A 25,156-nucleotide genomic window follows, 5' to 3' on the forward strand; every position below is an offset into this window, starting at 1 on the left:
ATAAAAATTATGTGGTATCCCAACCATATTGCTTCATTAACGTATTTAAAGGAAGGCTTAAAGGCTGTTTAATTTTTTATCAGTTATCTTAGTCCCTTGAGGGGCCTGCTTATGCTGAAATCTTCTACTATTTGCAACGGAAACTTATTTTTCAGGGTCAATACACCTATGCAACTACGAGTCGCTGTACTGGCACTAATCTTATTGCTAACCAATCGCTTACAAAGCCAAACCTGCACAACCCTGGGGCAAACCCCCGCCACTGCCTTCCCCGTTTGCGGATCAACGACTTTCAGTCAGGCCAATGTGCCCATTTGCGGCGGTACCGGCGTCCCTGTTCCGGACTGTGGCGCTGGCTATTCCGATAAAAATCCATTCTGGTACAAATTCACCTGCTTTACCGGCGGTACGCTGGGGTTCGTGATCACCCCCAATGACCTGGGTGATGATTACGACTGGATGTTGTATGATATTACGGGGCGTAATCCGAATGATGTATTTACCGATATCTCTTTGATCGTTACGGGCAACTGGGCCGGTACTTTTGGCCTCACCGGCGCTTCTGCCAACGGGGTATCCAAGATTGAATGTGGTTCCGACCCTGCCCAAAACAAGCCCACTTTTGCCAAAATGCCTGTACTTATAGCCGGCCATGAATACCTCCTGCTCATCAGCCATTTCACCGATTCACAAAGCGGGTATAAATTATCCTTTGGCGGCGGCACAGCCGTGATCACAGACCCCAAGCTGCCAGATCTGCAAAGTGCTACGGCTGCCTGCGGCGGTACCATCCTGCGGGTGAAGCTGAACAAAAAAATGAAATGCAACAGTCTGGCGGCTAATGGCAGTGATTTCATCTTGTCGCCCGCTGCCGGTAATATCACTTCGGCTACAGGAATAGGTTGCAGTGGTAGCTTTGATATGGACAGCGTAGTGCTCACAGTGAGTGGTGTCATTGCACCCGGCACGTATGACATTATCATGAAAAAGGGAAGTGATGGCAATACCATAAAAGATAATTGCGACCGGGAAATACCGGATGGGTCGAAAATTGCTGTTACGGTGTACCCTGCCGTACCTACACCAATGGACAGCATTAAGCCGGTATCCTGCGAGCCGGATGTGCTGCAACTGGTATTCAGGAACCTTATCCGGTGTAATTCCATTGCCCCCAATGGAAGCGATTTTGTGATCAATGGTTTGCCGGTTGGCATCAAAGGAGCTTCCGGCGTCTGTAACAATGGACTTACATCTGTCATCAACATACAATTGACCGGCCCTATACAAACAGCAGGTACCTGGAGTGTACAACTGGTACGGGGTACTGATGGCAATACCATTATTGATGAATGTGGATTTGAAACACCTGCCTCGGCCCTGCCTTTTGTTACCTACGACACGGTGAATGCCGACTTCAGTTATAACATTCTATGGGGTTGTAAGAAAGATACCGTGGAATTCTTCCATCCGGGCGCTAATAACGTCAATGAGTGGCACTGGAATTTTGACCATGTTGGCGGCAGCCAGTTGCAGAACCCCGTTTTTATTTTCCCCACCTTCGGCAGCAAAACAGTTTCGCTGGCCGTAAACAATGGCGTGTGCAGCGACAGCACGGCTGTTACCGTGCTCCTGGATAATGCCATGGACGCCCGGTTTGGCTATCCGGAGTTCCTCTGTCCGGAAGACAGGGCTGTCTTCACCGATAGCAGCATGGGTAAGATCGTTGCCTGGAACTGGACTTTCAGCAATGGCAATTCCAGCGGGCAGCAGCAGCCCGAACCCCAGCGCTATCCAAGGCCTGTGGCAAGGACCGTATTATATACCGTGAAGCTGGTGGTGGAAAATGATAAGAACTGCTTTGATTCAGTCACGCACAAGGTAGGGGTAGTCACTTCCTGCTACATCGTTGTTCCCAGCGCCTTTAGCCCCAATGGTGATAACAACAATGAATACCTATACCCGCTCAATGCATTCAAAGCCACCAATCTGCTATTCAGGGTGTATAACCGGTATGGGCAGGTCGTTTTTGAAACAAATGACTGGAAAAAAAGATGGGATGGCACTTTGAATGGGCAGAAACAACCGTCCGGCATATACGTATGGACACTCTCCTTTATTCACAGCGATACGAAACAAAAGATTGTTCAAAAAGGAACTACAGCCCTCATACGGTAATGTAAACACACCGCCCGCTAAATGAAAAAGGAGCCTTATCCGGGCTCCCTTTCGTATATACACATTCAGCACTAATAAAAATTCGCTCTGCTTGCCAGATCGTCTCTTCGTTTGGACTCATTCACTTTAAGGACCCGGCCATCAAGCATTACCCCGTTTAAGGCAAGAATAGCTTTTTCCGCTTCCCCGTTTTCAGGCATATCTATAAAAGCAAACCCACGGCTGCGGTTGGTGATCTTATCCATGATGATGGCAACAGAAGTAACAATTCCATAGGGAGAGAATAATTTTTTCAGGTCTTCCACTTGTACAGTGAAGCCTAAATTCGAAACATAAATGTTCATTTCAATGAATTTAGAAGTAAAAGTTATCTGAGAAAAAGCAGGAGGTAAAGGAAGATCAATTGGTAGTGCTATTCATTCGCATTACTAAGTGCTGGTAAACTCAAATCATTAACTCCCTCAAGATAGCTGTATTTTTCCATCTTTCCTATTATATTTAGTGTATTGTATTTAACAGATGTTCCTCTACCTTCACCGGTCATTCTTTCGTTTAATACATTTATCGCTGCATGAAACTACAGGTTAACAGAACAGGCATTAGATTGAGTCCCGACTTTACGAAGGTAATTCCAAGGTTTTTTAATACTGGCGATGAACGCTCCCTGGCACTGATCTATAAAGTGTTGCAGATGCCGGATAAGGAAGCGGAGGATACATTGCTCCGGGTGTTTGATGAGTTCAGTAAACGCTACCGGAACATCGAGGTTATTTTTGAAAAGCATTTTGATTTGATCAGGCACCTGCTGCCGGAAAAAGAACAACTTACGCTATCCAAACAAAGAAAACTGCTCATTGGATCTTACTTTACCATGGAATATTCTTTGGAAGCTGCCGCACTCTTCAATCCTTCCATAGTGGAAGATCCGGATCAGTCTGGTACAACGGCCGATGAAAAAAATGTGATCATCAGTTTAAGGGCTACAGGTGAAGGACATATTTCATCACTGGTATTTAAACGGGGAAAACTGGACAAGAATTCCATGATCCATTTTGAGTCTTCGGGCAGGTTCGTAAGCGAAGGACTGATTACAGAAAAAAAGAGGAATAACAAGGCTGCTTTTGAAGAACTATTGAGTCACACCATATTACCCGGACCTATACGCCAGGATATTCTCCATCAGTTGCACGATACCTTTTCCTACAAAGAACTGGAATCAATTCTTAAAAACGCCTTGCGACAGATTGACTCCGCCACAGAAAGAAATAAGCTGAAATATGACATCCTCAGTATGGTAAACACCAGTTATGAAGTGAACTTCCCTGCTGATTCATTAATCACTGAGCGGGTCATTTTCCCGGTTACCTTTACGGAGAAAAACGGCATTGAGGATGCCCGGTTTGTAAAATTTACAGCAGAAGATGGGACTGTTCGCTATATCGCTACTTATACAGCCTATGATGGTTCTTTTATTTTACCTCACCTGATTGAAACAAAAGACTTCCTGCGTTTTAAAATATCGGCCCTTCATGGAAAAGCGGCCATTAACAAAGGCATGGCTTTATTTCCAAGAAAAGTAAATGGTCAGTATGTGATGCTTGCCCGTATTGACGGGATCAACAATTATATTATGTTCTCAGATGACCTGTACCTGTGGGAAACCGCCACTTTATTACAGCATCCACAGTCACCCTGGGAATTTGTGCAAATCGGCAACGGTGGTTCTCCCATTGAAACTGAACAAGGATGGCTTGTTATTACGCATGGAGTGGGACCTATGCGTAAATATTGCCTGGGGGCCAGCCTGCTTGATCTGAATGATCCTTCCAAAGAACTGGGGAGACTAAAAGAGCCGTTACTGATGCCCAACGAGGAAGAGCGGCATGGGTATGTACCTAATGTAGTATACTCCTGCGGATCATTTATTCATGGTGATACCCTGTTTCTCCCATATGCTGTTTCAGATCATGCTACTTCATTTGCCACTGTTTCTTTAAGCGGATTATTGGATGAGATCATGAGTAGCCGTTAATCAGCTCATTCTGCCAGTGCTGAGGCTACTACTATATGTGATATCCAATAAGCGAGTGTACTTTCCGCACCCTGGTTCTGGTTGATCCCTGAAGGGTGTAAGCCATCCGCACATCCCCCCGTAAAAGGATCATACAGCGACACCCCGAGGTCATTGGCGCCCAGGAACCATTGATAGCTTTTGTACATACGTGTCAGGTATTCTTGCTCCCGGGTAATACGGAATGCCTGCTGATAAAAAAGGACCATAGCCATTACATCTATGCCCTGCTGATCGAACTGAGCTGCAACGCCGCCCTTTTTAAGCCATCCTTCGTTACCTATGGGTCTTACTATTCCATGATTAAATACTTTAGATTCAAGAAAGCTCATAGATTCCAGGGCAATGGTCAGGTATTCTTCATGCTGCGTAACCTCGTAGGCATTTAATAAAGCCAATGGCGGTATGGCATTATCATACGTGAGAATAGGCTCAAACCAATCCCATCCATCCTCCTGGTTATCCTTATACATCCTGGTCAACTTATCGGAAAGATGAATGACCATCTCTCTTTTCACATCATCCGGAAAATTGTATTTGATATACTGGCAGATGCCTATAATGGAACTGGCAATAGCACGTAAAGAGATCAGTTTGCCTACATGAGGATAGGCCTTATTAAAAATGTCTATACCGGTTTTAGTGAGCAGGGGTGTTACGCCTTCGTTGACTAAAAATCCCAGCGCCATCAGCGTCCTTCCAAAAGAATCTTCCGAACCCCGCTCTTCATGTGTTACTTTGGAATAACTCATAAAATTGAGGAAATGTCCATCGCTCGTTTGCATATAATGGATAAAACTCAGGTATATGGGAAGCAGGGAGGTAATTACCTCCTTTTTTTTGTTCTTACTCGCCCACACAGCCAGCAATAAAGCCCGGGCATTATCATCAATGCAATACCCTTCCTTCCTGTTTGGCATGTCAAATACGGCATGTTGAATAATGCCGGTAAGGTCTGTTAAATTATTAATGTGCTTAAAATTTAAGGCCGGTAACTGAGCCGCGCTGAAAGGCGCCGGCTTTGAAGAACGTATCATTGTTTTCGTTTCCATATAAACTTTTTATGAATTAACGGGCTATCCCGGCCGGTACCTCAGTAGCGACAGTTGGGGTGCCCAGAATGCCACCAAATAATTGTGTATGCGCCTGAGCTACATTTGTCCAGGTGGTGTCTCTTGTTTTTAAAAATGCGTTGTGCCCCATTTGAGTTCTCAGTTTGCTGTTTTCCAGCAATAGCACGCCCTGCTCCGCCAACTCATTTTCTCCGCTGCCTGTGAGGATAATGCCTGTTTCCTCATCCAGCATTTCTTTAGCCAAAACAAATGAATTAGAGATAATAGGACATCCGGCGCTCATCGCATACAAGAAAGTGCCGCTTACTGCCTGGTCAGGATCTTTGGAAGTAAACAGGTATATGTCTGTTAATGCCAGGTACTCCATAAGCTTTTTCGTAGGTACATATTCGTTCACCAGCCGTACGTTCTGTTGGAGGTCGTAATCATCAATGATCTGTTGCAGGTAATTACGGTATTTTTCACCTTCCTGCTGTAACAGGTTGGGATGGGTATTACCTATTACAACATACATGGCCTGTGGAAACTTACTGCTGATTGCTTTCATGGCCATAATCCCCTTTTCTATTCCTTTATTAGGACTTAGTAAGCCAAAAGTAGTAAGCACCAGTTTATTGCTAAGACCGTAATCCTGTTTTAAGTCATGGATATTTTCCTTACTGGCCGTATGTGTGCCATGAGGTATGATGATAATTTTTGCTGTACTGATATGATAATCCTCCTTCAGCAGGCGGGCGGAATTTTTTGTCATTACAATGATTTTATCCGCCAGCAAACAGATCGCTTCAACAACCTTTGATCTTTTAACATCCGGGGTGGGCAATACGGTATGAAACCGGATAATAAATGGTTTTTCCAGGAGGGCTAAAAAGCCCAGTAAATATTCACCCAGCTCACCGCCATACAAACCAAATTCATGTTCAATACAAATCAGCTCAATAGAAGTGTCCTGGTTAATAAGGTGAGCTGTTTCAATGCAGGAATCCAACTGGTGAGCGTCCATTACCAGGCTAACGGGGAAATTATACAGTCCTGCATTCGACTTTTTATCCAATGCGCAAACAGTAATGATAAACGCGTTTTTTTTATTAAAGTTGATCGCATTCAGGAGGTCCTGTGTAAAACTGGCTATCCCACACTTCGCCGGCGGAAACGTGCTTATGAAAAGTATCTTTGATGGCATAATGGCTGGTGTCATACTTATTAAATATGTTAATTAAATAATGCGCAATACAGCTTACGCCTGACGGGGCAGGTGTAACACTTAAACCAGTATTGCAAAAACTAAACATTGGAAGCCCGGGTAAGAATAGCTTACAAAAACGGGAAGAACGATCTTAGGTTGAAGGAATAGCTTCTGAATTAATTAAAGGTAGTTCATTTAGTTGGAGCGGCCTATTAAATTATGCAGGAATGCTTTTAAGGATAGCACAGAACACATGGTCTGTCTGCGTTTGGTTTCGTTTGTCTTACTGTAGTTTGTGTATATTGATCATCAAAATTGTACATTTGGGAAACCAGGTATGACACACAAATCGTTACAGCATATCCTTTTAATACCGGCTCTTTGGCTGGTCCTGGCAAAACCCCTGCAGGCGCAGGTTCATGTCCATCCCGATTCCATCAGGCATAAGATGCAATGGTATGCCGATGCCAAACTGGGCATTTTTATTCATTGGGGTATTTATGCAGTGGAGGGTATTGGTGAAAGCTGGAGCTTCTTCAATAAGGAGATCAGCCATAAGGATTACATGAAACAACTGGATGGCTTTACTGCCGCCCGTTATAAACCCGCAGCATGGGCTGCCCTCATTAAAGAAAGCGGCGCCCGCTATGCAGTGATCACCACCAAGCACCATGATGGCGTAGCGCTTTGGCCCACTGCTCAACAACATTATAGTGTGCCGGCGCATACACCTGCCCGGCGTGATGTATTGACACCTTTTTACCAGGCCCTGGATAAACAAGGCATTAAACGCGGCGCTTATTTTTCCCTGATTGATTGGAGTCATCCTGATTATCCTGGCTTCCTGCGCGACAGCGGTCGCTACCGTATTGCCGATGACCCGCAACGCTGGCAACGGTTCCGTACATTCTTCCAGGCGCAGATCAATGAACTGAACCGGGCCTATCATCCGGACCTCTGGTGGTTTGATGGAGACTGGGAGCACAGCGCCGAAGAGTGGGAGGCGCTGGCAGTACGTACAAGCATCCTGCGCGAAACGCCGGGCGCCATCATTAACGGCCGCCTGAAAGGATATGGTGATTATGATACGCCCGAACAAAACTTCCCGGTTACCCGGCCGGCTTTCCACTGGTGGGAGCTGTGCATGACCATCAATAACAACTGGGGGTATCAGCCAAAAGATACGGCCTGGAAAACACCCTATGAGGTCATCACCATCTTTGCCGATGTAATTGGCAATGGGGGTAATATGCTGCTGGATATTGGTCCCCAAGCAGATGGTTCCATACCACCGCAGCAGGTACAGGTATTGAAAGAACTGGGCCGGTGGACCAAAAAACACGAAGCAGCTATCTATGCTACACTGGGTGGTATTGCACAGGGACATTTTTACGGCCCTACCACCTTATCCAAAGATTCATCTACCCTCTATTTATTTATACCGGCAAAAACAACCGGGCAGGTAGTCGTGAAAGGACTGAAGAATGCCATTAAGGAAATAAAAGTGATCGGTAAGGGACAGTTGCTGCAACATAAGATCGTGGGCAAGATTTCCTGGAGCCCCGTGCCGGGACTGGTATACATTCCTATACCGGCTGCTGTGCAGGATGAGTATATGACTGTACTGGCGCTGCAACTGGATGGCCCCGTACGGCTGTACAGGGGGCAGGGTGGGCTTAACTGACAGTCCATCTTACCGGATCAGCATTACTATTCCTTTTCTGTAAACAGTGCCACAGGTAGTAGTAGCTTTTACCTGGTACATATATCCGCCGCCCGGCTGTAATGCCCCTTTGTATGTACCATTCCAGCATTGTGTCGGATTACTGGTGTGAAAAACACGCTCGCCCCATCTGTTGAATACTTCAAATTGCAAGGATGTTACCTTGCCCCAATACTTTAAACCAAAGCAGTCATTATTATGATCATTATTGGGCGTAAAGGCGGAAGGCATGGCGTATTGGTTGAGTTGTTGGGTGAAGTCAACAGCTACTGTTATAGAGTCTCTGGCAACGCAGCCATTGCTGTTGGTGACCGTTACATAATAAGTAGTGGTTTGCAAGGGCGAAACAACAGGATTGGCTACGGTCAGGTCCGTAATCCCCGGCTGCGCATCCCACTGGTAAGTACGTCCGCCTGTAGCCTGGAGAACAGCCTGCCCGATCGAACAAGTAATGCTATTCGAGCTGGTGACTGATGTTGCCGGCAGGGAATACACCGTAACCGGTACACTTAAGGTGGCTGTACGTTGACAGGTATTTTCCTTTATACGCACATCATAGCTGGTCGTTGTTGTTGGATATACCTGCAGTGAGGCAGTGTTGCCGGGGATAGGGATGTTGCCCGATGACCAGGCATATTCGTCTCCTCCGGAGGCCGTGAGCGATAGCGCTTCTCCTGGGCAAATAGGATTGACCGGCGCCACGGCAAATTGGGGCGCGGGATGAAGGGCTACTTTTACGGAATCTTTACTAAAACACCCGTTGCCTCCTTCCACCAATACCACATATTCAGTAGGTGTTGAAGGAGAAGCTGTAGGATTAGGGATGGCTGTATTATTAAGTCCCTGCTGTGGCCACCAGGTATAAGCAACGGCGCCCGGCGCGGTGGCCGATAAGGGGGTAGTAGTCCCGGGGCAAATGGTAGCATCATTGCTGATGGTGATGGCAGGTGGGGCTTTGATGCCAATAACGACGGTATCTTTTGCTTCGCAGCCCTGCGCGTTGGTGCCTGTAACAATATAAGTGATGGGCTGTTCCGGCGTTGCAATGGGATTGGGAATGTTCTGGTTACTAAGGTATGTATTGGTATTCCATTGATACTGGCTGCCGCCGGTGGCCTGTAACGGGACCGGCTGACCGGCACAAACAGTGGTATCATCAATAGTGACCACCCGCATCTGGCATAAAGCTGCCGACGGGATAAAATAATCTTCCACTTCACCATCCTGCGCAAATCCGGTTGCGGGTTGGGCCGATGCAGCGTCTGATGAAAGGCGAAGCCTGAAACCATAGCCTGTCGCAGTTCCTGTTGGTAAAAAAGTCGGTAAGCCGGTCCATGTTAAGGTAGCAACAGTTGTATTGGGAGGAACTGTTACGGAAACAGATTCATTATTATCAAACCTGCCATTCCTGTTGTAATCGAACCAGCCTGTCAGGTAGGCATCTTGCCCTGTTGTATTGCTCAATGCAACGGGAATACTGTAGGTGCCTGTATGGGTGTAAACGGGAAAGGCGCTGGCATTTTCTTCATCCACGCCGTTGGCATCATCATCCATCGATTCCTGCCCGTCGGCATCAGGCGGCACGGTGCCTATATACAAAAACTGGTCTTTACGCACAGTTGGCAGGGGTGGCAGGTAATTACAACCGTTGACAGGCGTATACATTTGCCGGTGGTGCGCTACTCCATACGAAGCTGGCAGATCGCCACGGTCTACAGGCGCCAGGATGCCAAAAGCTGCAGCTATGCCACCCCGTTCAAGATGGTCAAACGTTGTGTTAATGGTCAATGTTCCGCTGGATGAGTTGGTCACGATCACAGGATTCTGTCCGGTGGCGGAAGACCCGCCATAAGTTTCGCTAATGGCAACCGTTTGTGTATTACAACCGGTTAATGGGTTGGTTGTTTGTGGTGAGTTCCTGAAAAAATCAGTTGCCTGCCAGTTACTGCCATCGGTTTGCAGCCTGATGATTTCGTTTATTGATCCCGCTTCTGCATCCGCAGCCACGAAAGTAAAAGCAGTGGGCATGCCTGCCCGGGTAGCTGTTATACGCATGGTAAAAGAACTGGTGCTGCCAGGCGTGAAGGCATATTGATACAGGGCAGGTTGGATCGCCGGATCGGTAAAATTGTACAGGAAATGAAGTACAGCGCCCTGCCAGGTATTCATGACCCGCGGGGTGGGAGCGTCTGGCGACACCTGCGAAAAGGTAATGGTCACCACCATACCGTCACTGGTCGTGAAAGTACGGGAAGCACCATTGGTGACCGTGAATCCCGCCCAGTCAAACCACCATATTTCATTGCGTAGGTTCCCTGTTCCGGTGGTAGCATACTGAGCCGAAGTACATATATAAAAAAATAAGAGCAGGGTGAATGATAAAGATCGCTTAAGCATGCAGGAACGACAGAAGTTTTTAAGGGTTGAATGATACAATTGCAATGTAAATCAATAACGCGGTTCTGCCTGAAATATGACGTATAGGAAATAGTTATCTTTGATCGTAAATGGGGCTGATAATATGACGAAAATAAAAGCTATAATTACCGGTGCTACCGGCATGGTAGGAGAAGGCGTATTGCATGAATGCCTGTTGCATCCGCAGGTGGAAGCGGTACTGGTCATCAACCGGAAGCCCTGCGGCGTAGCACATCCCAAACTGAAAGAGATCATACACGCGGATTTCTTCAACCTGCAGCCAGTTGAAGATCAGTTGAGCGGCTACAATGCCTGTTACTTTTGTCTGGGCATTTCTTCAGTAGGCGTTAAGAAGGACGATTACTATAAGACTACTTATACATTGACCATGCACGTGGCGGAAACACTGGTAAAGCTGAATCCAGGTATGACCTTCTGTTATATATCCGGCCGGTCAACCGACAGCAGTGAAAAAGGCAGGATACACTGGGCGCGGGTGAAGGGAAAAACAGAAAATGACCTGATGAAGCTGCCTTTCAAAAAAGTCTTTGCGGTGCGACCGGGTTTCATGAAGCCCACCAAAGGATTAAAAAATACCCTTCCCTTTTATAAATACATCAACTGGCTCTATCCCATTGGCCGGGCTTTATCTCCCGGCGGCTTTTGTGAGCTCCGCGAATTAGGATTGGCCATGATCCAGGCCATCAATCTTCCGGATGACAGGAAGGTGCTGGAAGGGAAGGACATTATTGCGTTGGCTAAAACTGCGACGACGTAGCTTCATTGATCTCCTTGCGCAACTCCGATAGTTTTATGGCATAAGCCTGTAGCTTTTTATCTTCTTCTGTTTGCGGTGTCCACGCAGGTACCGGAACGGTTTTGCCATTATCATCCACTGCCGCAAATACGATCACACAATGGGTGGTTTTGGTTTCCACTTTTGTTTTGGGATTGGTGGCCTTGATGTCTACTGCTATATGCATGCTGCTCCGGCCGGTATAAATGATCCGTGCCTGTACTTCTACAATTTCACCGATATGGATGGGATTGATAAACCGGATGCCACCAACATATACTGTCACACAATACTGACTGCTCCAGTTTACTGCGCAGGTATAGCCTGCCTGGTCAATCCACTTCATCACTGCGCCTCCATGTACCTTGCCACCGAAATTCACATCTGCAGGCTGACTTAAAAAACGAAACTTAACAATGTTGTCTGTCATGTATTGCCGGAATTTGAAAGCGGAAGATATAAAAAAAGAGGCTGACATGTGTCAGCCCCCTTTTAACAAAGCAAGACGGAATATCATTACAACTTTATCAGCTTCACAGTCTGCACATTATTCCCCTGCTTCACCTGCAGGTAGTAAATACCGGGTCTGTAACCGGCGCCAAGCGTAAGCAGTCCATTAGCTGCCAGTCCGGTTCTTGACTCAACCGTGCTACCCGTATTATCTGTCACTATAATACTCAAGGACTGCTGGGATGTGCTCAACGTGAGTACATAGAATTGATAAGGAGAAGGATTGGGGAATGTTTTCACGGTGAGTATGCCATCCGGGAATGGATCATTGGGAATGCGCGGTACCCGCACAGGTACCTGTTGGGTGCTGGTATTGCCCGATGAATCAGTAGCGGTGATCGTGATCGTGTAGGTTCGTCCATTGCCAAACAGGCCACGCTCTGCCCGCAACTTCACATGATGTTCATCCACAATAACCCAGTCAGGCGCTAAATAACCATACAGACCACCGGTTACCGGCTCATTGCTGGTAACAGAGAGGGTAGTGGTCACTGCTCCGCAATTATCAGTGGCCACATAATCAACCGCAACATCCTTCATCTGCAAATTAGGCGGCCATATCTCAGCCGGACTGGTGCTAACACTGGTAATCAGCGGACTTTCCTTGTCTTCTACAGTAACTGTATAGCTATAACCGGCTGCATTACCAGCTTCATCTGTTACTGTCCAGTTCACCAGTGTAGTACCGGGTTGGAAGGTGACACCCTGTAAGGTATTGGCTGCAACAGGGGCAGACGTCAAGCCTTTATACGTGAGGGTATAGGAATAAGCAAGTGTAGCGCTGCAATTGTCAGTGGCACCGATGTCCAGTTGTGTGCCGGCTGTGAAATCACAGGTGGCAGAGTCGGCCGCGAATACTTTTACAGTACCATTGCTGAGTGTGCTATCCAGGGCAGTGATCAGCGGAGCTATGCTATCCTGTATGGTGAGTGTAAACTCGCAGGAGGAAGCATTACCGCCTGCATCGGTAGCGGTCAATACGATTGCTACTGCGCCACTTCCATGGATAATGGTTCCGGCAGCCGGTGCTTGGGTAACAACAATGCCTGGCGCGTTGGTTTGTCCATTCACCAATGCCTGTGTGGTATAATCGGGTAGGGTAACTGCACAAGCTGTATCGAGGGTCAAGAATTGATTACCCGGACATACAATCACCGGTGGCAGGTTGGAAGCGGTATTGGATACTACGCTCTCATTGTGAAAATGGTCCAGCGCGGTAACTGTATAATAATAAGTCGTTCCGGGAATCCCTGTTTTATCAGCAAAGACGGTGGTGTCTGTATTGGTTATGGCAAGGATATTATTGGCATTGCTGATGTCGATGACAGTGTCTTCCGAACGGTACACTACAAAGCGGATGGCTCTGTTCAACTCATCAGCAGCAACACGTTTTGTCCAGTTCAATACAATGGAGTCTCCTGCATATTTTATAACCGTGAGTGAAGAAGGCGCTTCCGGCGCTGTACTATCACGCCAGGGCATGCGGGGGAGTAACGCAGGCTTCTGATAAAAGAATAACCGTAGGGAATCACGGAAACCCAGCTTGCTACTGCTGCGCAGACTGTTGGTATTATAAATAGATTGTCCGTAAATATTAGGATACAACGGGTCTCTGTTGAGACGTACTTCATTGGGTATTTGGGAGGGGTTGGCCCAGTTAGTGCCTTGTGCAGGATCATTCACTTTATAGCCCGCCATGCCAATATAAATATGCCGGCCACTGGCCTGGTTATTCCACCAGGGAATAATGACGGCATAGTTAGCGCCGGGCTGCCCGATATACCAATACACCTGCGGCGCAATATAATCCACCCATCCTTCCTGTAACCATTTTTTAGAATCAGCAAACAGGGTGGTGTAATGTTCCAATCCGCTGGTAGGTGTACCAATAGCAGGATTGGTACTGTTGCGGTAGATGCCGGAAGGCGATACACCAAACTTCACCCAGGGTTTCATGATCTTGATTGTATCAGATACGCGTTGGATCAACAGGTTTACATTATCACGTCGCCAGTCGGCCCGGCTGGTGAAGCCGCGCGGGTCAAGGGCGAAAGAAGAATCATCATTATAGGGTGTAGTACCGGCAGGAGCAGCAGGCGGATAAAAATAATCATCGAAGTGGATACCATCTACTTCATAACGCTGAACAATATCAGTGATCACGCTGGTAATATGGTCACGCACTACAGCCAGACCGGGGTCCAGCACGCGCAAGATGCCTTGGCTCAGCAACCAGTCGGGATGTTGTTTAGTCACATGGTTGGCGGCAAAGCCGGGAATATTGTTGGAGTTGGCGGCTGCCCGGTAGGGATTGAGCCAGGCATGGAATTCAATGCCACGTTTATGGCATTCTTCAATCATGAATTGCATAGGGTCCCACGCTGGATTGGGCGCTTTGCCTTGTGTGCCGGTCAGGTCGGCCGACCAGGGTTCAATAGCGCTGGAGTAGAGGGCATCGCATTGGCTGCGCACCTGGATGTACAGGGTATTAAGACCTGTTGCTTTGTGGTGTTCAAGAAGGGTAAGGAAAGCGGCGCGCTGCTGCGCAGGCGTTTGTGTGCGGTTGGGCCAGTCAATATTGGCATACGTGGCAATCCACGCGCCACGCATTTCCCTTTTGGGAGGCTGCTGACCGAGCGCCAGCAGATTTACAGCTAATAACAATACAGCAAGTAAAGATCTTTTCATACGCGTTAGTTTTGCAGGTTTGTACCTAAAGTACAGAAAGGGCTGCAAAAATTTGCGACTTTAAGCCCGTGTGGATATTAAAATAACCTGCAAAAAAACGCAGCGATCTGTGAGCTTGTAGCACGGCTATGCGAGGCTTGCAGCCTCGCAGTTCTATTTCATTGCTTTCAGCAATACTTACACAACCGACTCTGCCAGGTGTGCCGGCGTATTGGCGATATATGTGTCCAATTGGGTATCCTCCAGGAATTTATTGGAAAATAGCTTAGCGGTCTTTTCTGTCAGCAACGCGCTCCGGTATTCCATCCAGGTGATGGCCTTATTGCCATACATATGGTGTACTAGTCCAGGAAACGACCAGTCGGCATTCTTACCCCAATGAATGGTAAAGGGAATATTATTGGCTTGCAATACTTCGATGGTGCGTGTACAGAATTGTTCCAGGCTGATGATCTTGTTCTTCTTCGCTTTCCAGATCAGGCCATCAATCTCCAGCATGCAGGTAATGGGAAATCGCGTAAAGGCTAATGTGGCGTCGGACTGCTTTACAAACCGCATCGCATAAATGCCGGGGATAGGCCCTTCTTCCCGGGCCAGCTTCGTCAATAAGCCAAGCGCCTGAGGGGCATTTGTATGATCAATACCTACAGCAATAGCATAAGCCGGTCCCTGGTAAGGCGCATCCCAAAAGATCTCGGCCAGGGTGCCGGTCACTTCAAGGTCTACGGGTGGCAGCACTGATGTTTGTAACAGCTTGATCAGTTTGGGGATGCTGTTCTTAAACTTTTCTGCAATCTTCGTAAACAAGATGATCAGGTCGCGGTAAATGGCTGTCTTCATACGTGGCAGCGGATCAGGATACTCCTGCACATACGGCTTTTTATAAATCGCTTCTACCACATAATCGGGATCATCCACGTAAGGATTGATAAACACTTTATAATGGAAGGGACGGTTACCTTTTCCATTGGCATCGGTTTCCCCGGGGATCGTGAAGGGGGAACTGGCAAAGTCCATCGTTTTGGCTAGCTCCAGGGCCAGGTCTTTATTGATCTTCTTTACATACCGTTTTAATAAATAGCGGTCTTCTGTTTCCATCACAACGCCATGTATAAAACCAAAAGCACCCAGGCCCACGAGGGCGGCATTAAACAATCCGTCATTGCGTATTACCCTCGCCTTAATGCGTTGGGCAAACACCTCATTCAGGGCAGGTTGTGTATGGCGTTCCAGGTACACAATGTCATGGGGATCGGGCCCGATGATCAGGTTCAATCCTACCACACTGTCCTGTACGGAACCTGTATCCAATGCCGATCCATGCACGCCGGTAGACACACAGCCGGCAATCGTTTGCCCATTGCTGGCGCCGGTGGCCTTGATGGATTTGCCATGATCAAATACAAAGTTGTGCATCTCCTTGATCACATTCCCGCACTGGAAGAAAAACAGGTTCTCCCGTTTGAAGGCAGCGTTGGGATGCATCTCATCTTCGAGGATAGCCTTCTTTAAATTCATGTCCGCGTTGAAATGCATATTGTCCTTCTGGTGGGCAACATGGTTCATAGACCAGGCAGAACCATAGGCCCTGAACCCTTCCTGTTTATCCAATGCGGCTTTAATAAGCCGTTGGATCTCGGCGGCTGCATCATTGTAACGGTCAATCAAAGAAGGCATATTGCCTTTTCCTTCCAGGGAAGTTTTATACAATACCTTGGTAGGGAAGGGGCCATTATTATGGAAGGTATCCCAGGTCCCTATTGCATGTTTCGTAGTTGTTGCCATAGCAATTCGTGTAATTCGTTTTAATGTGTTTTCTGCTCGTTGCCTCGTTGCCTCAATGCCTTCCTACTGCTCCTTCATACACACATATTTGATCTTCACCCTTCTTTTTTTACCAAACGTGATTGCGCTCAGCAATACACCGCCGAAGGTGACCCGGTATTCTACAGAAAAAAAGCACCGGGAAGGGCATCTTTCAATCAGGTAAAAATCACCTTCTATCAATTTCAGGGAAATCGTCGTGTCCAGCACATGCACTTTCTTGCCCCTGTAAAAGTTATCGGCAGTATTGAGCGGGTCAGGTTCGGGTACGCCTTCCCGGTTCACGATGCGTACCGAATAGCAGGACGACAGGAAGAATAGCGCGATGAAGGAGGAAAGCAATAAGAGAGGCAGCTTTGGGCGTATACAAATCCGTGTATTCATGGTATAGTTGTTTTGGTATGATATATACAGGGACGGATTATACGCACTAAATATCCATATTATTTTGATAATGGCAGATACCACTTTGTGGGTACCTGCCATTATCTATGCATCATTGTGTTAAAAATACATTACACTATGGACGGTATTGCCACACCTGATCAACCTTACTTGTCGTGGCATATCCTGCGCCGCTGGTGCCCACATAGTAAAGCCGGTTCCATGGATCGGGCAGCACCGGGATATACTTCCGCTCGAACCAGGTATTGGAACCGGGATCATACCGCCATAGGTCGTGAGTCAGCGTATTATCTTCACCCAGATCGCCTGCTCCGGCATATACCTTGCCCTTGAGCACAAATCCTTTCAGGCCACACCTGACACCGCCGCCAAAATCGGCCTTCTGCGTCCAGGTATTGGTCACGGTGTTGTATTCCCACCAGTCTTTCAGGGGCGTAGGTGTTTTAGTGATGATCCCGGAACTGAGCTGTACCTTGGTAATGACCGTTTCACCGGTACCATAATAGATTTTATCACCCACGGCAAAGCTACAGGAACGGTACCTGGGCCAGCCGGGTGTATTCGCCCTTTTTGTCCAGGTGTCGTTTACAAAATCATATTCCCAGTTCTCGGCATGCAGTACCGGGTTCAGGTTAGCGTCAAAATCACTACTTCCTCCCATCATATAACCTTTGAAAGCAGTAGCGGTATAAGCGCCTCCGGAAGTTTTTGTGCCTGGATAATTGGCTTTGTCGGTCCAGGTCTTCGTATTCACATCATAGGCTTTCAGGTATTTCTCCCATTTCAGGAAATAGGCCTTCGACTGGTAAGAAAACAGGTAGCGCGCGTTTTTGAACTCTATGTCCGAACCGACCTGGTTCCAGGTAGCTTGACCGACATTAAACTGATATAAAACCCAATCACCCAGCACGTGTAACTGGTCATTCACTACGAATGGAGGACTGAAGGAGGGGGTCGGATTAACCTGTATAGCGGTCCATGACAGCTTGTCCCAGGTATTGGCAAGCAGGTAAGAAGGCAATATAGGGCTTGTTGTAGGAAGAGGTTCTGAGGGAACAGGCCCTTCAAGGGCTTGCTTACTGCAACCGGCCAATAACCATACGATACAACAAATGAAAAGGCGCACCATGCGTGCGCTGTGTGATACAATAAACATATTTATTAAAGGTTTAAGGCCAGCAAGGTAAAGCGCCGGTAAAGGGCCTTAAACGGGAACTTAATAACCGGAAAGATTATTGAGTGATTGGTATAACCAGACAATGCATCTGCTACTGATATAAAGTAACTGACCTACGGTTTCAAACCTACGATCGTCGGTTTCAGGCTTCCATAAGGAGTGCTAAGCAGACTATCTTGAGGGGCATTTTAGACAGGGCTTTGGCGTATCTTTATACAAATCAAAGCCATGCAACAGAAACATGTATCCATCCTGGTACCGGAGGGGCAGAACAACGTGAGCAGTATCATAGGTCCCTACAAAATACTCAACAAGGCCGATGAATACTGGCGGAAGCTGGGGCATGAGTCTGTTTTTCGTGTGCAGGTAGTAGGACTTTCTAAAACCGTGGAGTTATACGATGGCTTGTTTACCATCAGGCCACATGCCTGCATTTCAGAAATTGATCATACAGACCTCATCATCATTCCTGCCCTCAGCGGGGACTTTGCCGCGAAAGTGCCGTTCAATGTAGACTACCTGCCCTGGATCAGGGAGCAGCATGCAAAAGGCGCTGAGGTAGCCAGCATCTGTACAGGGGCCTTTATACTCGCAGCTACCGGTCTGCTGGATGGAAGGCAGTGTTCTACACACTGGAATGCAGCCAATAGTTTCAGGAAACTATACCCGGAGGTTGAGCTGGTAACAGAAAAGATCTTTACCGATGAGCAGGGCATTTATACCAATGGCGGCGCTTTTTCTTTCCTGCACCTGTTGTTGTACCTCGTTGAAAAATTCTACAACCGGTCGGTGGCCATCTTCTGCTCTAAAGTATTCCAGGTAGAAATGGACCGCTTTAGTCAGTCGCCATTCACTATCTTTTCGGGGCAAAAAGAACATGACGATGACCTTGTAAAAAAAGCACAGCTATACATGGAGCAAAACATGGGGGAAAAAATAGGGGTAGACCAGCTCGCTTCCCAACTAAACATTAACCGCCGCAGCTTTGACCGTCGTTTTATCAAAGCCACCGGCAATACCCCGCTGGAATACCTGCAACGGGTAAGGATAGAGGCCGCCAAGAAAGCGCTGGAAACCTCACATATCTCTGTAAATGAAGTATTGTACGAAGTAGGTTATGCCGACATAAAAGCCTTCCGGCAGGTATTTAAAAAAATAACAGGTTTATCTCCCCTTGAATATCGTGCCCGCTATAACAAAGCGGCCATCCCCGAAAAAATGCATCACTGACCAGCCGCCATAGTCGCTTTAACAGAATTTTTGCATCTCCCGGGGGTTTGGATGGACGACGTTGTGCAACAGAGAAAAAAAATACGGTACTTTAGGTGGTATCTTTTTCCTCATCCAACTTGTACAACATGAAAAAAACATGCACATTTATTGTAGTCCTCAACCTGCTTATGCTGGCCTCCTACGGACAGAGTGGTAAACTCTTTGTTAGCTACAATAAACTGACAGAACTTACTGGTACCAGCTACGTACTTGCTTCGGTAGAAAACTGGGGGAAGATGTCTGTACAGGACCAACACCTGTTGTTTATCAATACGAGCACCGGAGAGAATAAGCAGGTTGACTTTCCGAAGGATGCCTACATTTCCGGGATCGAACAGATCAAACTGGATACCCTGCAGATCAACAAAGTGGTCGTATCGGCCAGAACGGTTAACCTCAACGAGAACAAGTCCATCGACTGGCGAGACCCCATGCAGGTATTCATTTTTACACCGGATGGAAAACAACAAACAAAAATTACCAATGATGACTTCTTCGTTGGCTCCTGGACCCTCAACCGGCAAACCGGTGTAATGGTGGTGCTGGGCCGGGTAGATACCAATAAGAACGCCAAACTGGATAAAGAAGATAAACCGGAAATATTATTGTTTGACCTTAAGGAGATGAAGCAATTGGTGAAACAATAACGGTAATTGCGGCCTGACATCAATTGGATCAACCCGGAAGCACAAGCCTTTTAATCAGGATGGCTTGTCTTTGGTATTCCTGATCAGTCCAACGCCGGCAAAGAAGAAAATAGCTCCCAGGATGGCATAGATCACAATGTTTTTAATGTTCCGGGTACCGCTTCCACCTTCCACGAAATAAACGGCCGCCAGAATAAGCCCTGCTGTCCCCAGCAAGGAAAAAATAATGCCCAGGATGCGCTTTTCCATAACTACTTTTGAAAGCAGAGAACAAATTGTATGCCCGGGGTATACCCCTGAAATTGAGAGAGTAATAACTTTTAAACATATCATTTCATGGATATCTGGCATGTAGAAAATATGCACTGGGCGAAGCTAATCCTTTGGCGGACAGACGAAGATACTTTTCGAGTTGCACAGGATGGTGAGTATAATCCTCTTTTAACCAATGGTAATTATATTCTTGTAAACAAGAAATATGCGGATATATTTAGACAACTTCATGGACAGGTAGCTGTGCGTGAAGTAAAAATAGTTGACTTTGAATTCAATACTCAAAATAATGATTACGTTGAATTGCTGATAGCCAACGAAATTGACCCGGATTCAATTAAAGTGAAAGACAGTGAGTGGGCTAAAATCTGGAGATGTGAAGGGTATGTTTTTGTGACAGGTAGCTTAAAGGAAGCGTTGGCAAGCATTAGCAATAGCGAACTCCATTTTAACCTTGGCTTCTCTCATTTTTGTGGCTAAAGAAGTTTGCAGATAATAATACACTGGCGCAGTATGCGGGGTACTTGTGCCAGGAAAAGAAGATTCTGTATATGATTACATCAACTTACATAAAAGATATTTTAACATTACTGCTTGATGGCGACAACGAAGGGTTGGCTGCCAAACCGCAACTTGAATTCATTGTGGATGCGGAATACCAGTATACAGGTGGTGGGTTGTTTGTGTCATTTTCGTACAAAGACGGGATCGAAGCATATTCCATAGATAAAAAAGATCTTATTCTGAATGGCGTTAAAATAGAAACAAGCCAATATCCTATAGAAGCAGATGCCTCCTTGTTTTTTAATGACGGCTTAATAAGCTACCTGGAAATCTGGTGCTATCTTGGTGACTATCCTGATAAGGATTTAAAACAATATACTTTGACGCAGATATGGAAGGACTCTCCGGGAAAGCAGATTAAGAAAAATGGTCTTCCCTGATTTGACTGTTTAAATAATAATATCCACCTCCCCACGTAACCTGGCAAATTTATTGCTGCATAATAATGGCGCTTTGCGCTGTTCCGGTTCCATTTCCTCTTGAAGGAGTTCTGCAATTAAGAATAGAAGGGATCAGCATTTCCATAAAACATAGTTTTTAAAAAAATGAACAATACAACAGGGGGATCACTATACCCTTACATGAGCAGATATGGTACTTAGATGTAATAAAATATTATTTTTAAGCTGTTTTCTTCCCTCCTTACAGCGTACTTGCAACGATGTTTCAGCGACCTCATAGCGGATTTACAGCGAGCTTATAGCGATGTTACAGCGACCTTATAGCGGTATAAACGGTAGGTAACTCCCACCTAAGTCCATAGTAACTCCCCATTTCTTCCCCACCAGACGTATAGTAGCGCCCACCCCACAGTGACATAAAAGGCAGGTAAATGCTGGTTGTCCTGCCGGAGCTTTGCTATTCCCTCCAATTGTTGAATTATCATTTTAATACCTTAACTTAGTGACTACTCAAGTTCAGTTTGCTATCCTTTCCTTAGGCCTTCCTTGTTTACCTTATCATTCCGCTTACCTGTCACGCCATACCCCACGCGTTTATTGTGTCATTCTTTAATCAATCATAAAACTATAATTATGAAAATGGTTGCTTCTTTTATGCTAATAACAGGCAGTATTGTTTTGCTGCTGGCTTGTAACACAGCAAGAGACGAAAAGGCCACAGTGGAAGTAAAAGATACCACTGCATTTGACCTGTCTGCAGCAAGGTCATGGATAGAAAATGACAATGCGAAATTCGCGGAGGAATTAAAAAGGGGAGACTCTGTAGCAGTTGCCGCGCATTATGCATCGGATGCCTGGGTCATGATGTCGAACAGTGAACCGGCAAAGGGCAAGGATATTGCTTCCGCATGGGGGCAGGTTGTCAGAATGGGCATTAAGGATATTAAGATCGAGACGGTTGATCTTATTGGCAATGCCGACTTGCTGGCAGAAACAGGCACATATGAGTTGTATGGTGAGGGTAATAAATTATTGGATAAAGGAAAATATGTGGTAATATGGAAACAGGAGAATGGGACCTGGAAAATATACCGGGATATCGGCAACAGTAATTTACCGGTTATGTCTGTTAAATAATGACGTTACAGTAGAGAATTTCACTAATTATACTGGCGCATGGAGTTCAGCCTTGTACGGTTAGGGTTCTTGCGCCTTTTTCACATTTTTTTGCATAGTAGTACAGAATAGGATAGATTTGTTGCATCGGCCCGTTAAAACGGGCTAACCCATAACGATTCCCATATGGACGATGTATATAAACAGATCTATGAAATGGAGGGCGTGAACAGCCTGTCGAAGCATGAACAGTTGGTGAACGGCATCCTGAGCGCTATCCAGAATAAAACACTGGCGCAGGGCGATATGCTCCCCTCGGTCAATAACCTGATCAATGAATTTGGTTTTGCCCGCGAAACCATTGCCAAAGCCTATAAGGACCTGGTAAAACGCGGTATTGTAGAGTCTAAGAACAGGGTAGGGTTCTTCGTTTCCAACAATAATGTAAAACAGCACCTGCGGGTGGCCCTGGTACTCTTTGCTTTTGATGCCTTCCAGGAAACCTTCTACAAAGTGTTCAGGTCCAAACTGGGCAAGGGCGTTCATATAGACGTTTTCTTTCACCACAACAATATTGACGTGCTGGAAAGCACGATCCAAAGCATTCGTGGCCGCTATGGCATGTATGTGGTGGCGCCTATTCCCCATCACCGCACCGCTGCTATCCTGGAAACACTGCCCATGGATATGTTCCTTATGATTGACCGGTTTGAGAAGGTCCCGGGCGATCATGCTTATGTGGCCCAGGAGTTTAAAGAGTCTTCCTACCGGGTATTTGCAGAACTGAGTGATACTATCAAGCAGTATGATAAAATGGTCTACTACCACCGGCCTGCCGCTGATACACCGATCGAGATACTGCAGGCTTTCAAAACCTTTGTAAAGGATTATAAAATAAAGCATGAAATAAAGGCTGAGTATGTTCCCGGCACACTGGAGAAGGGGAAAGTGTATTTTACCATCAATAATACTGAGCTGTGGATGATGCTGAAGGATTGTAAGCTCATGAAGCTGAAACCCGGAAAAGATGTGGGTATCCTTTCGCACAATGATGAAGTGGTAAAAGAGATCATCTTTGATGGTATTACCACTTATTCTGCCGATTTTAAAGTAATGGCGGAAAAAGCGGCTGAGTTTGTGCTCAAACGAAAGATGATCCAGGAAATAATCCCTACCGTGTTAATCAGGCGCAAGTCGCTATGATGATCTGATACACCATGAACCTGACAGGATTTATCTGCTTTTTATTGTTTCTGGCCATCGTTGCTGCCATTGCTATTATTAAGACCAGGAAGATGCGCCTCAACACGACTGTTGCTTATTTTATGGGCAACAGATCGCTGGGCTTCTGGATGGTGGGCGCCTCCCTTTTTCTAACCAACCTCAGCAGCAACCAGTTTGTAGGTGAGAATGAATTTGTATATACCAATGATATGACGGTAATGGCCTGGGGCATGAGTTCCATACTGGCCATGCTTCTTGTGGCGGAATTCTTTTTACCCATCTACCTCAAAATGGGGGCCGTTACCACACCTGATTTTCTGGAGCATCGTTTTGGCCCCGGCCTGAAGAAGATTGTCTCCTTCATCTTCCTGGCGAATTATCTCGTAACGCTCATCCCCACTATATTGTATGGCAGCGCTGTGGCGCTCAATGGCATCTTTCATATTGATGAAGCGCTGGGCATCAGTTATTTTTCTGCCATCTGGTTGCTGGTGGTCCTGGTGGGTGTTATCGGTGGATGCTACACCATACTGGGCGGGTTTAAAGCCATTACGGTTTCTGACCTGGTGCAGGGAGCGGGATTACTGGTAGGAGGGGTGGCCTTACTCTGGTTCAGTCTGCGTTACCTGGGCGATGGAAGCATATTGGGTGGCATTCAAAAAATAGGGGGATCAAAAAAAGAACACCTCAATGCCATCGGCGGGTCCAGCGACCCCATTCCATTCAGTACCTTGTTTACAGGCATGTTCCTGATCAATCTCTACTACTGGGGCATGGAGCAATACATCATGCAGCAGGCGCTGGCCGCCAAAAGCCTGTCGCAGGGACAGAAAGGCATGTCGCTGGCCTGTGTGGGCAAACTGCTTGCTCCCTTGCTGCTGAATGTGCCCGGTCTTATTGCGGTGCATCTTTATCCCAACATCACCAATACGGCTACGGTGTTCCCCCGGCTGGTAGGTGATGTACTGCCACCTGTGGTGACTGGCTTTGTAGCAGCCATTGTATTTGGGGCAGCCATCAGTACATTCAATGCGGGGCTCAATAGCTCAGGCACTTTGTTTATTATGAACCTGTACAAACCCTGGCGAAAAGGAAATGCCAGTGACCGTGAACTGGTAAAGGCAGGCAGGATTTTCCAGGTAAGCACACTTATCCTCGCCATGTGCTTTTCTCCGTTCATACTCTTCTTTGAAGGCGGCTTTTATCACTATATCCAGAAGATATCCAGCTTCTTCAGCGTTCCTGTATTCACCGTTATGATCGTAGGTTTCATGACGAAGCGGGTGCCGGAATCGGCAGCCAGGATAGGATTGTTGTTTTTCATTGTTACGTACACCCTGAGTCAGTTTGTGTTTGATGTGGGGGTACATTACCTGCATGTGTCGGCCATTCTTTTTGTTATTACCGTGGTGCTCATGCTGGCCATCGGGAAGTGGAGACCCATGGCCATACCCTATACCGAACGCAACTTGTCGGTCGTTGACCTGCAGCCCTGGCGCCACCGGTATTGGTTCTTTCTCCTGCTGATCGTGCTCATGGCAGGCGCCTTCATACTGTTTTCAAAAGCTGGTATCGCTCAATGAGCATAACAATCATAACCGCTGCGAATAAAC

The 25,156-nt window shown here is 46.6% G+C and carries 21 protein-coding genes; 11 read left to right on the forward strand and 10 right to left on the reverse strand.

Translation table 11 applies throughout. From position 1 onward, the window contains the following. Positions 1-168 precede the first annotated feature (168 nt). Positions 169-2,175 carry a T9SS type B sorting domain-containing protein gene (locus tag HB364_RS18140; RefSeq protein WP_167289628.1) on the forward strand — a complete coding sequence of 669 codons (2,007 nt, stop codon included), beginning with the start codon at positions 169-171 and terminating at the stop codon, positions 2,173-2,175. Between the two features lie 71 nt (positions 2,176-2,246). Here HB364_RS18140 and HB364_RS18145 read toward each other — a convergent pair whose 3' ends face one another. After that, complete coding sequence (locus HB364_RS18145) at positions 2,247-2,519, reverse strand: RNA recognition motif domain-containing protein (RefSeq protein WP_167289629.1); 273 nt, start codon at positions 2,517-2,519, stop codon at positions 2,247-2,249. A gap of 227 nt (positions 2,520-2,746) precedes the next feature. Here HB364_RS18145 and HB364_RS18150 point away from each other — a divergent pair, with 227 nt between their 5' ends. Then, positions 2,747-4,207, forward strand: coding sequence for a glycoside hydrolase family 130 protein (locus HB364_RS18150; RefSeq protein ID WP_167289630.1), 1,461 nt, complete (start codon positions 2,747-2,749; stop codon positions 4,205-4,207). A gap of 5 nt (positions 4,208-4,212) precedes the next feature. On the opposite strand, the gene HB364_RS18155 is transcribed toward HB364_RS18150, so the two are convergent. Beyond that, positions 4,213-5,298, reverse strand: coding sequence for a glycosyltransferase (locus HB364_RS18155; protein WP_167289631.1), 1,086 nt, complete (start codon positions 5,296-5,298; stop codon positions 4,213-4,215). 16 nt (positions 5,299-5,314) lie between these two features. Next, complete coding sequence (locus HB364_RS18160; protein ID WP_167289632.1) at positions 5,315-6,517, reverse strand: glycosyltransferase; 1,203 nt, start codon at positions 6,515-6,517, stop codon at positions 5,315-5,317. A gap of 325 nt (positions 6,518-6,842) precedes the next feature. Between HB364_RS18160 and HB364_RS18165 the strand changes: the two genes are divergently transcribed. Then, on the forward strand, positions 6,843-8,189 hold the full coding sequence (locus HB364_RS18165) for an alpha-L-fucosidase (protein WP_167289633.1): 1,347 nt from the start codon (positions 6,843-6,845) through the stop codon (positions 8,187-8,189). 9 nt (positions 8,190-8,198) lie between these two features. Here the strand turns inward: HB364_RS18165 and HB364_RS18170 are convergent, their stop codons facing one another. Further along, complete coding sequence (locus HB364_RS18170) at positions 8,199-10,625, reverse strand: CshA/CshB family fibrillar adhesin-related protein (protein WP_167289634.1); 2,427 nt, start codon at positions 10,623-10,625, stop codon at positions 8,199-8,201. A gap of 124 nt (positions 10,626-10,749) precedes the next feature. Between HB364_RS18170 and HB364_RS18175 the strand changes: the two genes are divergently transcribed. Next, positions 10,750-11,424 carry an NAD-dependent epimerase/dehydratase family protein gene (locus HB364_RS18175; RefSeq protein ID WP_167289635.1) on the forward strand — a complete coding sequence of 225 codons (675 nt, stop codon included), beginning with the start codon at positions 10,750-10,752 and terminating at the stop codon, positions 11,422-11,424. Here HB364_RS18175 and HB364_RS18180 read toward each other — a convergent pair. The 5 genes from HB364_RS18180 to HB364_RS18200 form a co-directional block, all read right to left on the reverse strand. Further along, entirely contained in the window at positions 11,405-11,872 is a 468-nt protein-coding gene (locus HB364_RS18180) for an acyl-CoA thioesterase (protein WP_167289636.1), read from the reverse strand. The genes HB364_RS18175 and HB364_RS18180 overlap by 20 nt on opposite strands. A gap of 86 nt (positions 11,873-11,958) precedes the next feature. Then, positions 11,959-14,640 (reverse strand): family 10 glycosylhydrolase, encoded by a 2,682-nt coding sequence (locus HB364_RS18185; protein WP_167289637.1) that lies wholly within the window; start codon positions 14,638-14,640, stop codon positions 11,959-11,961. 177 nt (positions 14,641-14,817) lie between these two features. Further along, a complete protein-coding gene (locus HB364_RS18190; RefSeq protein ID WP_208419988.1) occupies positions 14,818-16,425 on the reverse strand; it encodes a hypothetical protein in 1,608 nt (535 codons plus the stop codon). Positions 16,426-16,488: 63 nt separating this feature from the next. Beyond that, positions 16,489-16,848 (reverse strand): hypothetical protein, encoded by a 360-nt coding sequence (locus HB364_RS18195; RefSeq protein ID WP_167289638.1) that lies wholly within the window; start codon positions 16,846-16,848, stop codon positions 16,489-16,491. A 136-nt stretch (positions 16,849-16,984) separates the two neighbouring features. After that, on the reverse strand, positions 16,985-18,025 hold the full coding sequence (locus tag HB364_RS18200) for a Kelch repeat-containing protein (RefSeq protein ID WP_167289639.1): 1,041 nt from the start codon (positions 18,023-18,025) through the stop codon (positions 16,985-16,987). 249 nt (positions 18,026-18,274) lie between these two features. Here HB364_RS18200 and HB364_RS18205 point away from each other — a divergent pair, with 249 nt between their 5' ends. Both HB364_RS18205 and HB364_RS18210 read left to right on the forward strand, forming a co-directional pair. Next, positions 18,275-19,276 (forward strand): GlxA family transcriptional regulator, encoded by a 1,002-nt coding sequence (locus HB364_RS18205; protein WP_167289640.1) that lies wholly within the window; start codon positions 18,275-18,277, stop codon positions 19,274-19,276. 128 nt (positions 19,277-19,404) lie between these two features. Further along, entirely contained in the window at positions 19,405-19,965 is a 561-nt protein-coding gene (locus HB364_RS18210) for a hypothetical protein (RefSeq protein ID WP_167289641.1), read from the forward strand. A 54-nt stretch (positions 19,966-20,019) separates the two neighbouring features. Here the strand turns inward: HB364_RS18210 and HB364_RS18215 are convergent, their stop codons facing one another. Continuing rightward, positions 20,020-20,214: a hypothetical protein gene (locus HB364_RS18215; protein ID WP_167289642.1), complete on the reverse strand. Its 195-nt coding sequence runs from the start codon at positions 20,212-20,214 to the stop codon at positions 20,020-20,022. Positions 20,215-20,301: 87 nt separating this feature from the next. On the opposite strand from HB364_RS18215, the gene HB364_RS18220 reads away from it, so the two are divergent. The 5 genes from HB364_RS18220 (at position 20,302) to HB364_RS18240 (ending at position 25,126) form a co-directional block, all read left to right on the forward strand. Then, entirely contained in the window at positions 20,302-20,718 is a 417-nt protein-coding gene (locus HB364_RS18220) for a hypothetical protein (RefSeq protein ID WP_167289643.1), read from the forward strand. A 71-nt stretch (positions 20,719-20,789) separates the two neighbouring features. After that, a complete protein-coding gene (locus tag HB364_RS18225) occupies positions 20,790-21,182 on the forward strand; it encodes a hypothetical protein (protein WP_167289644.1) in 393 nt (130 codons plus the stop codon). Positions 21,183-21,836: 654 nt separating this feature from the next. Beyond that, positions 21,837-22,340: a YybH family protein gene (locus HB364_RS18230; RefSeq protein WP_167289645.1), complete on the forward strand. Its 504-nt coding sequence runs from the start codon at positions 21,837-21,839 to the stop codon at positions 22,338-22,340. Positions 22,341-22,505: 165 nt separating this feature from the next. Then, positions 22,506-23,522, forward strand: a complete 1,017-nt coding sequence (locus HB364_RS18235; RefSeq protein ID WP_167289646.1) for a GntR family transcriptional regulator — start codon at positions 22,506-22,508, stop codon at positions 23,520-23,522. A 14-nt stretch (positions 23,523-23,536) separates the two neighbouring features. After that, positions 23,537-25,126: a solute:sodium symporter family transporter gene (locus tag HB364_RS18240; RefSeq protein WP_167289647.1), complete on the forward strand. Its 1,590-nt coding sequence runs from the start codon at positions 23,537-23,539 to the stop codon at positions 25,124-25,126. Positions 25,127-25,156 lie beyond the last annotated feature (30 nt).

The sequence above is a fragment of the Paraflavitalea devenefica genome, from assembly GCF_011759375.1.
GTDB lineage: Bacteria > Bacteroidota > Bacteroidia > Chitinophagales > Chitinophagaceae > Paraflavitalea > Paraflavitalea devenefica.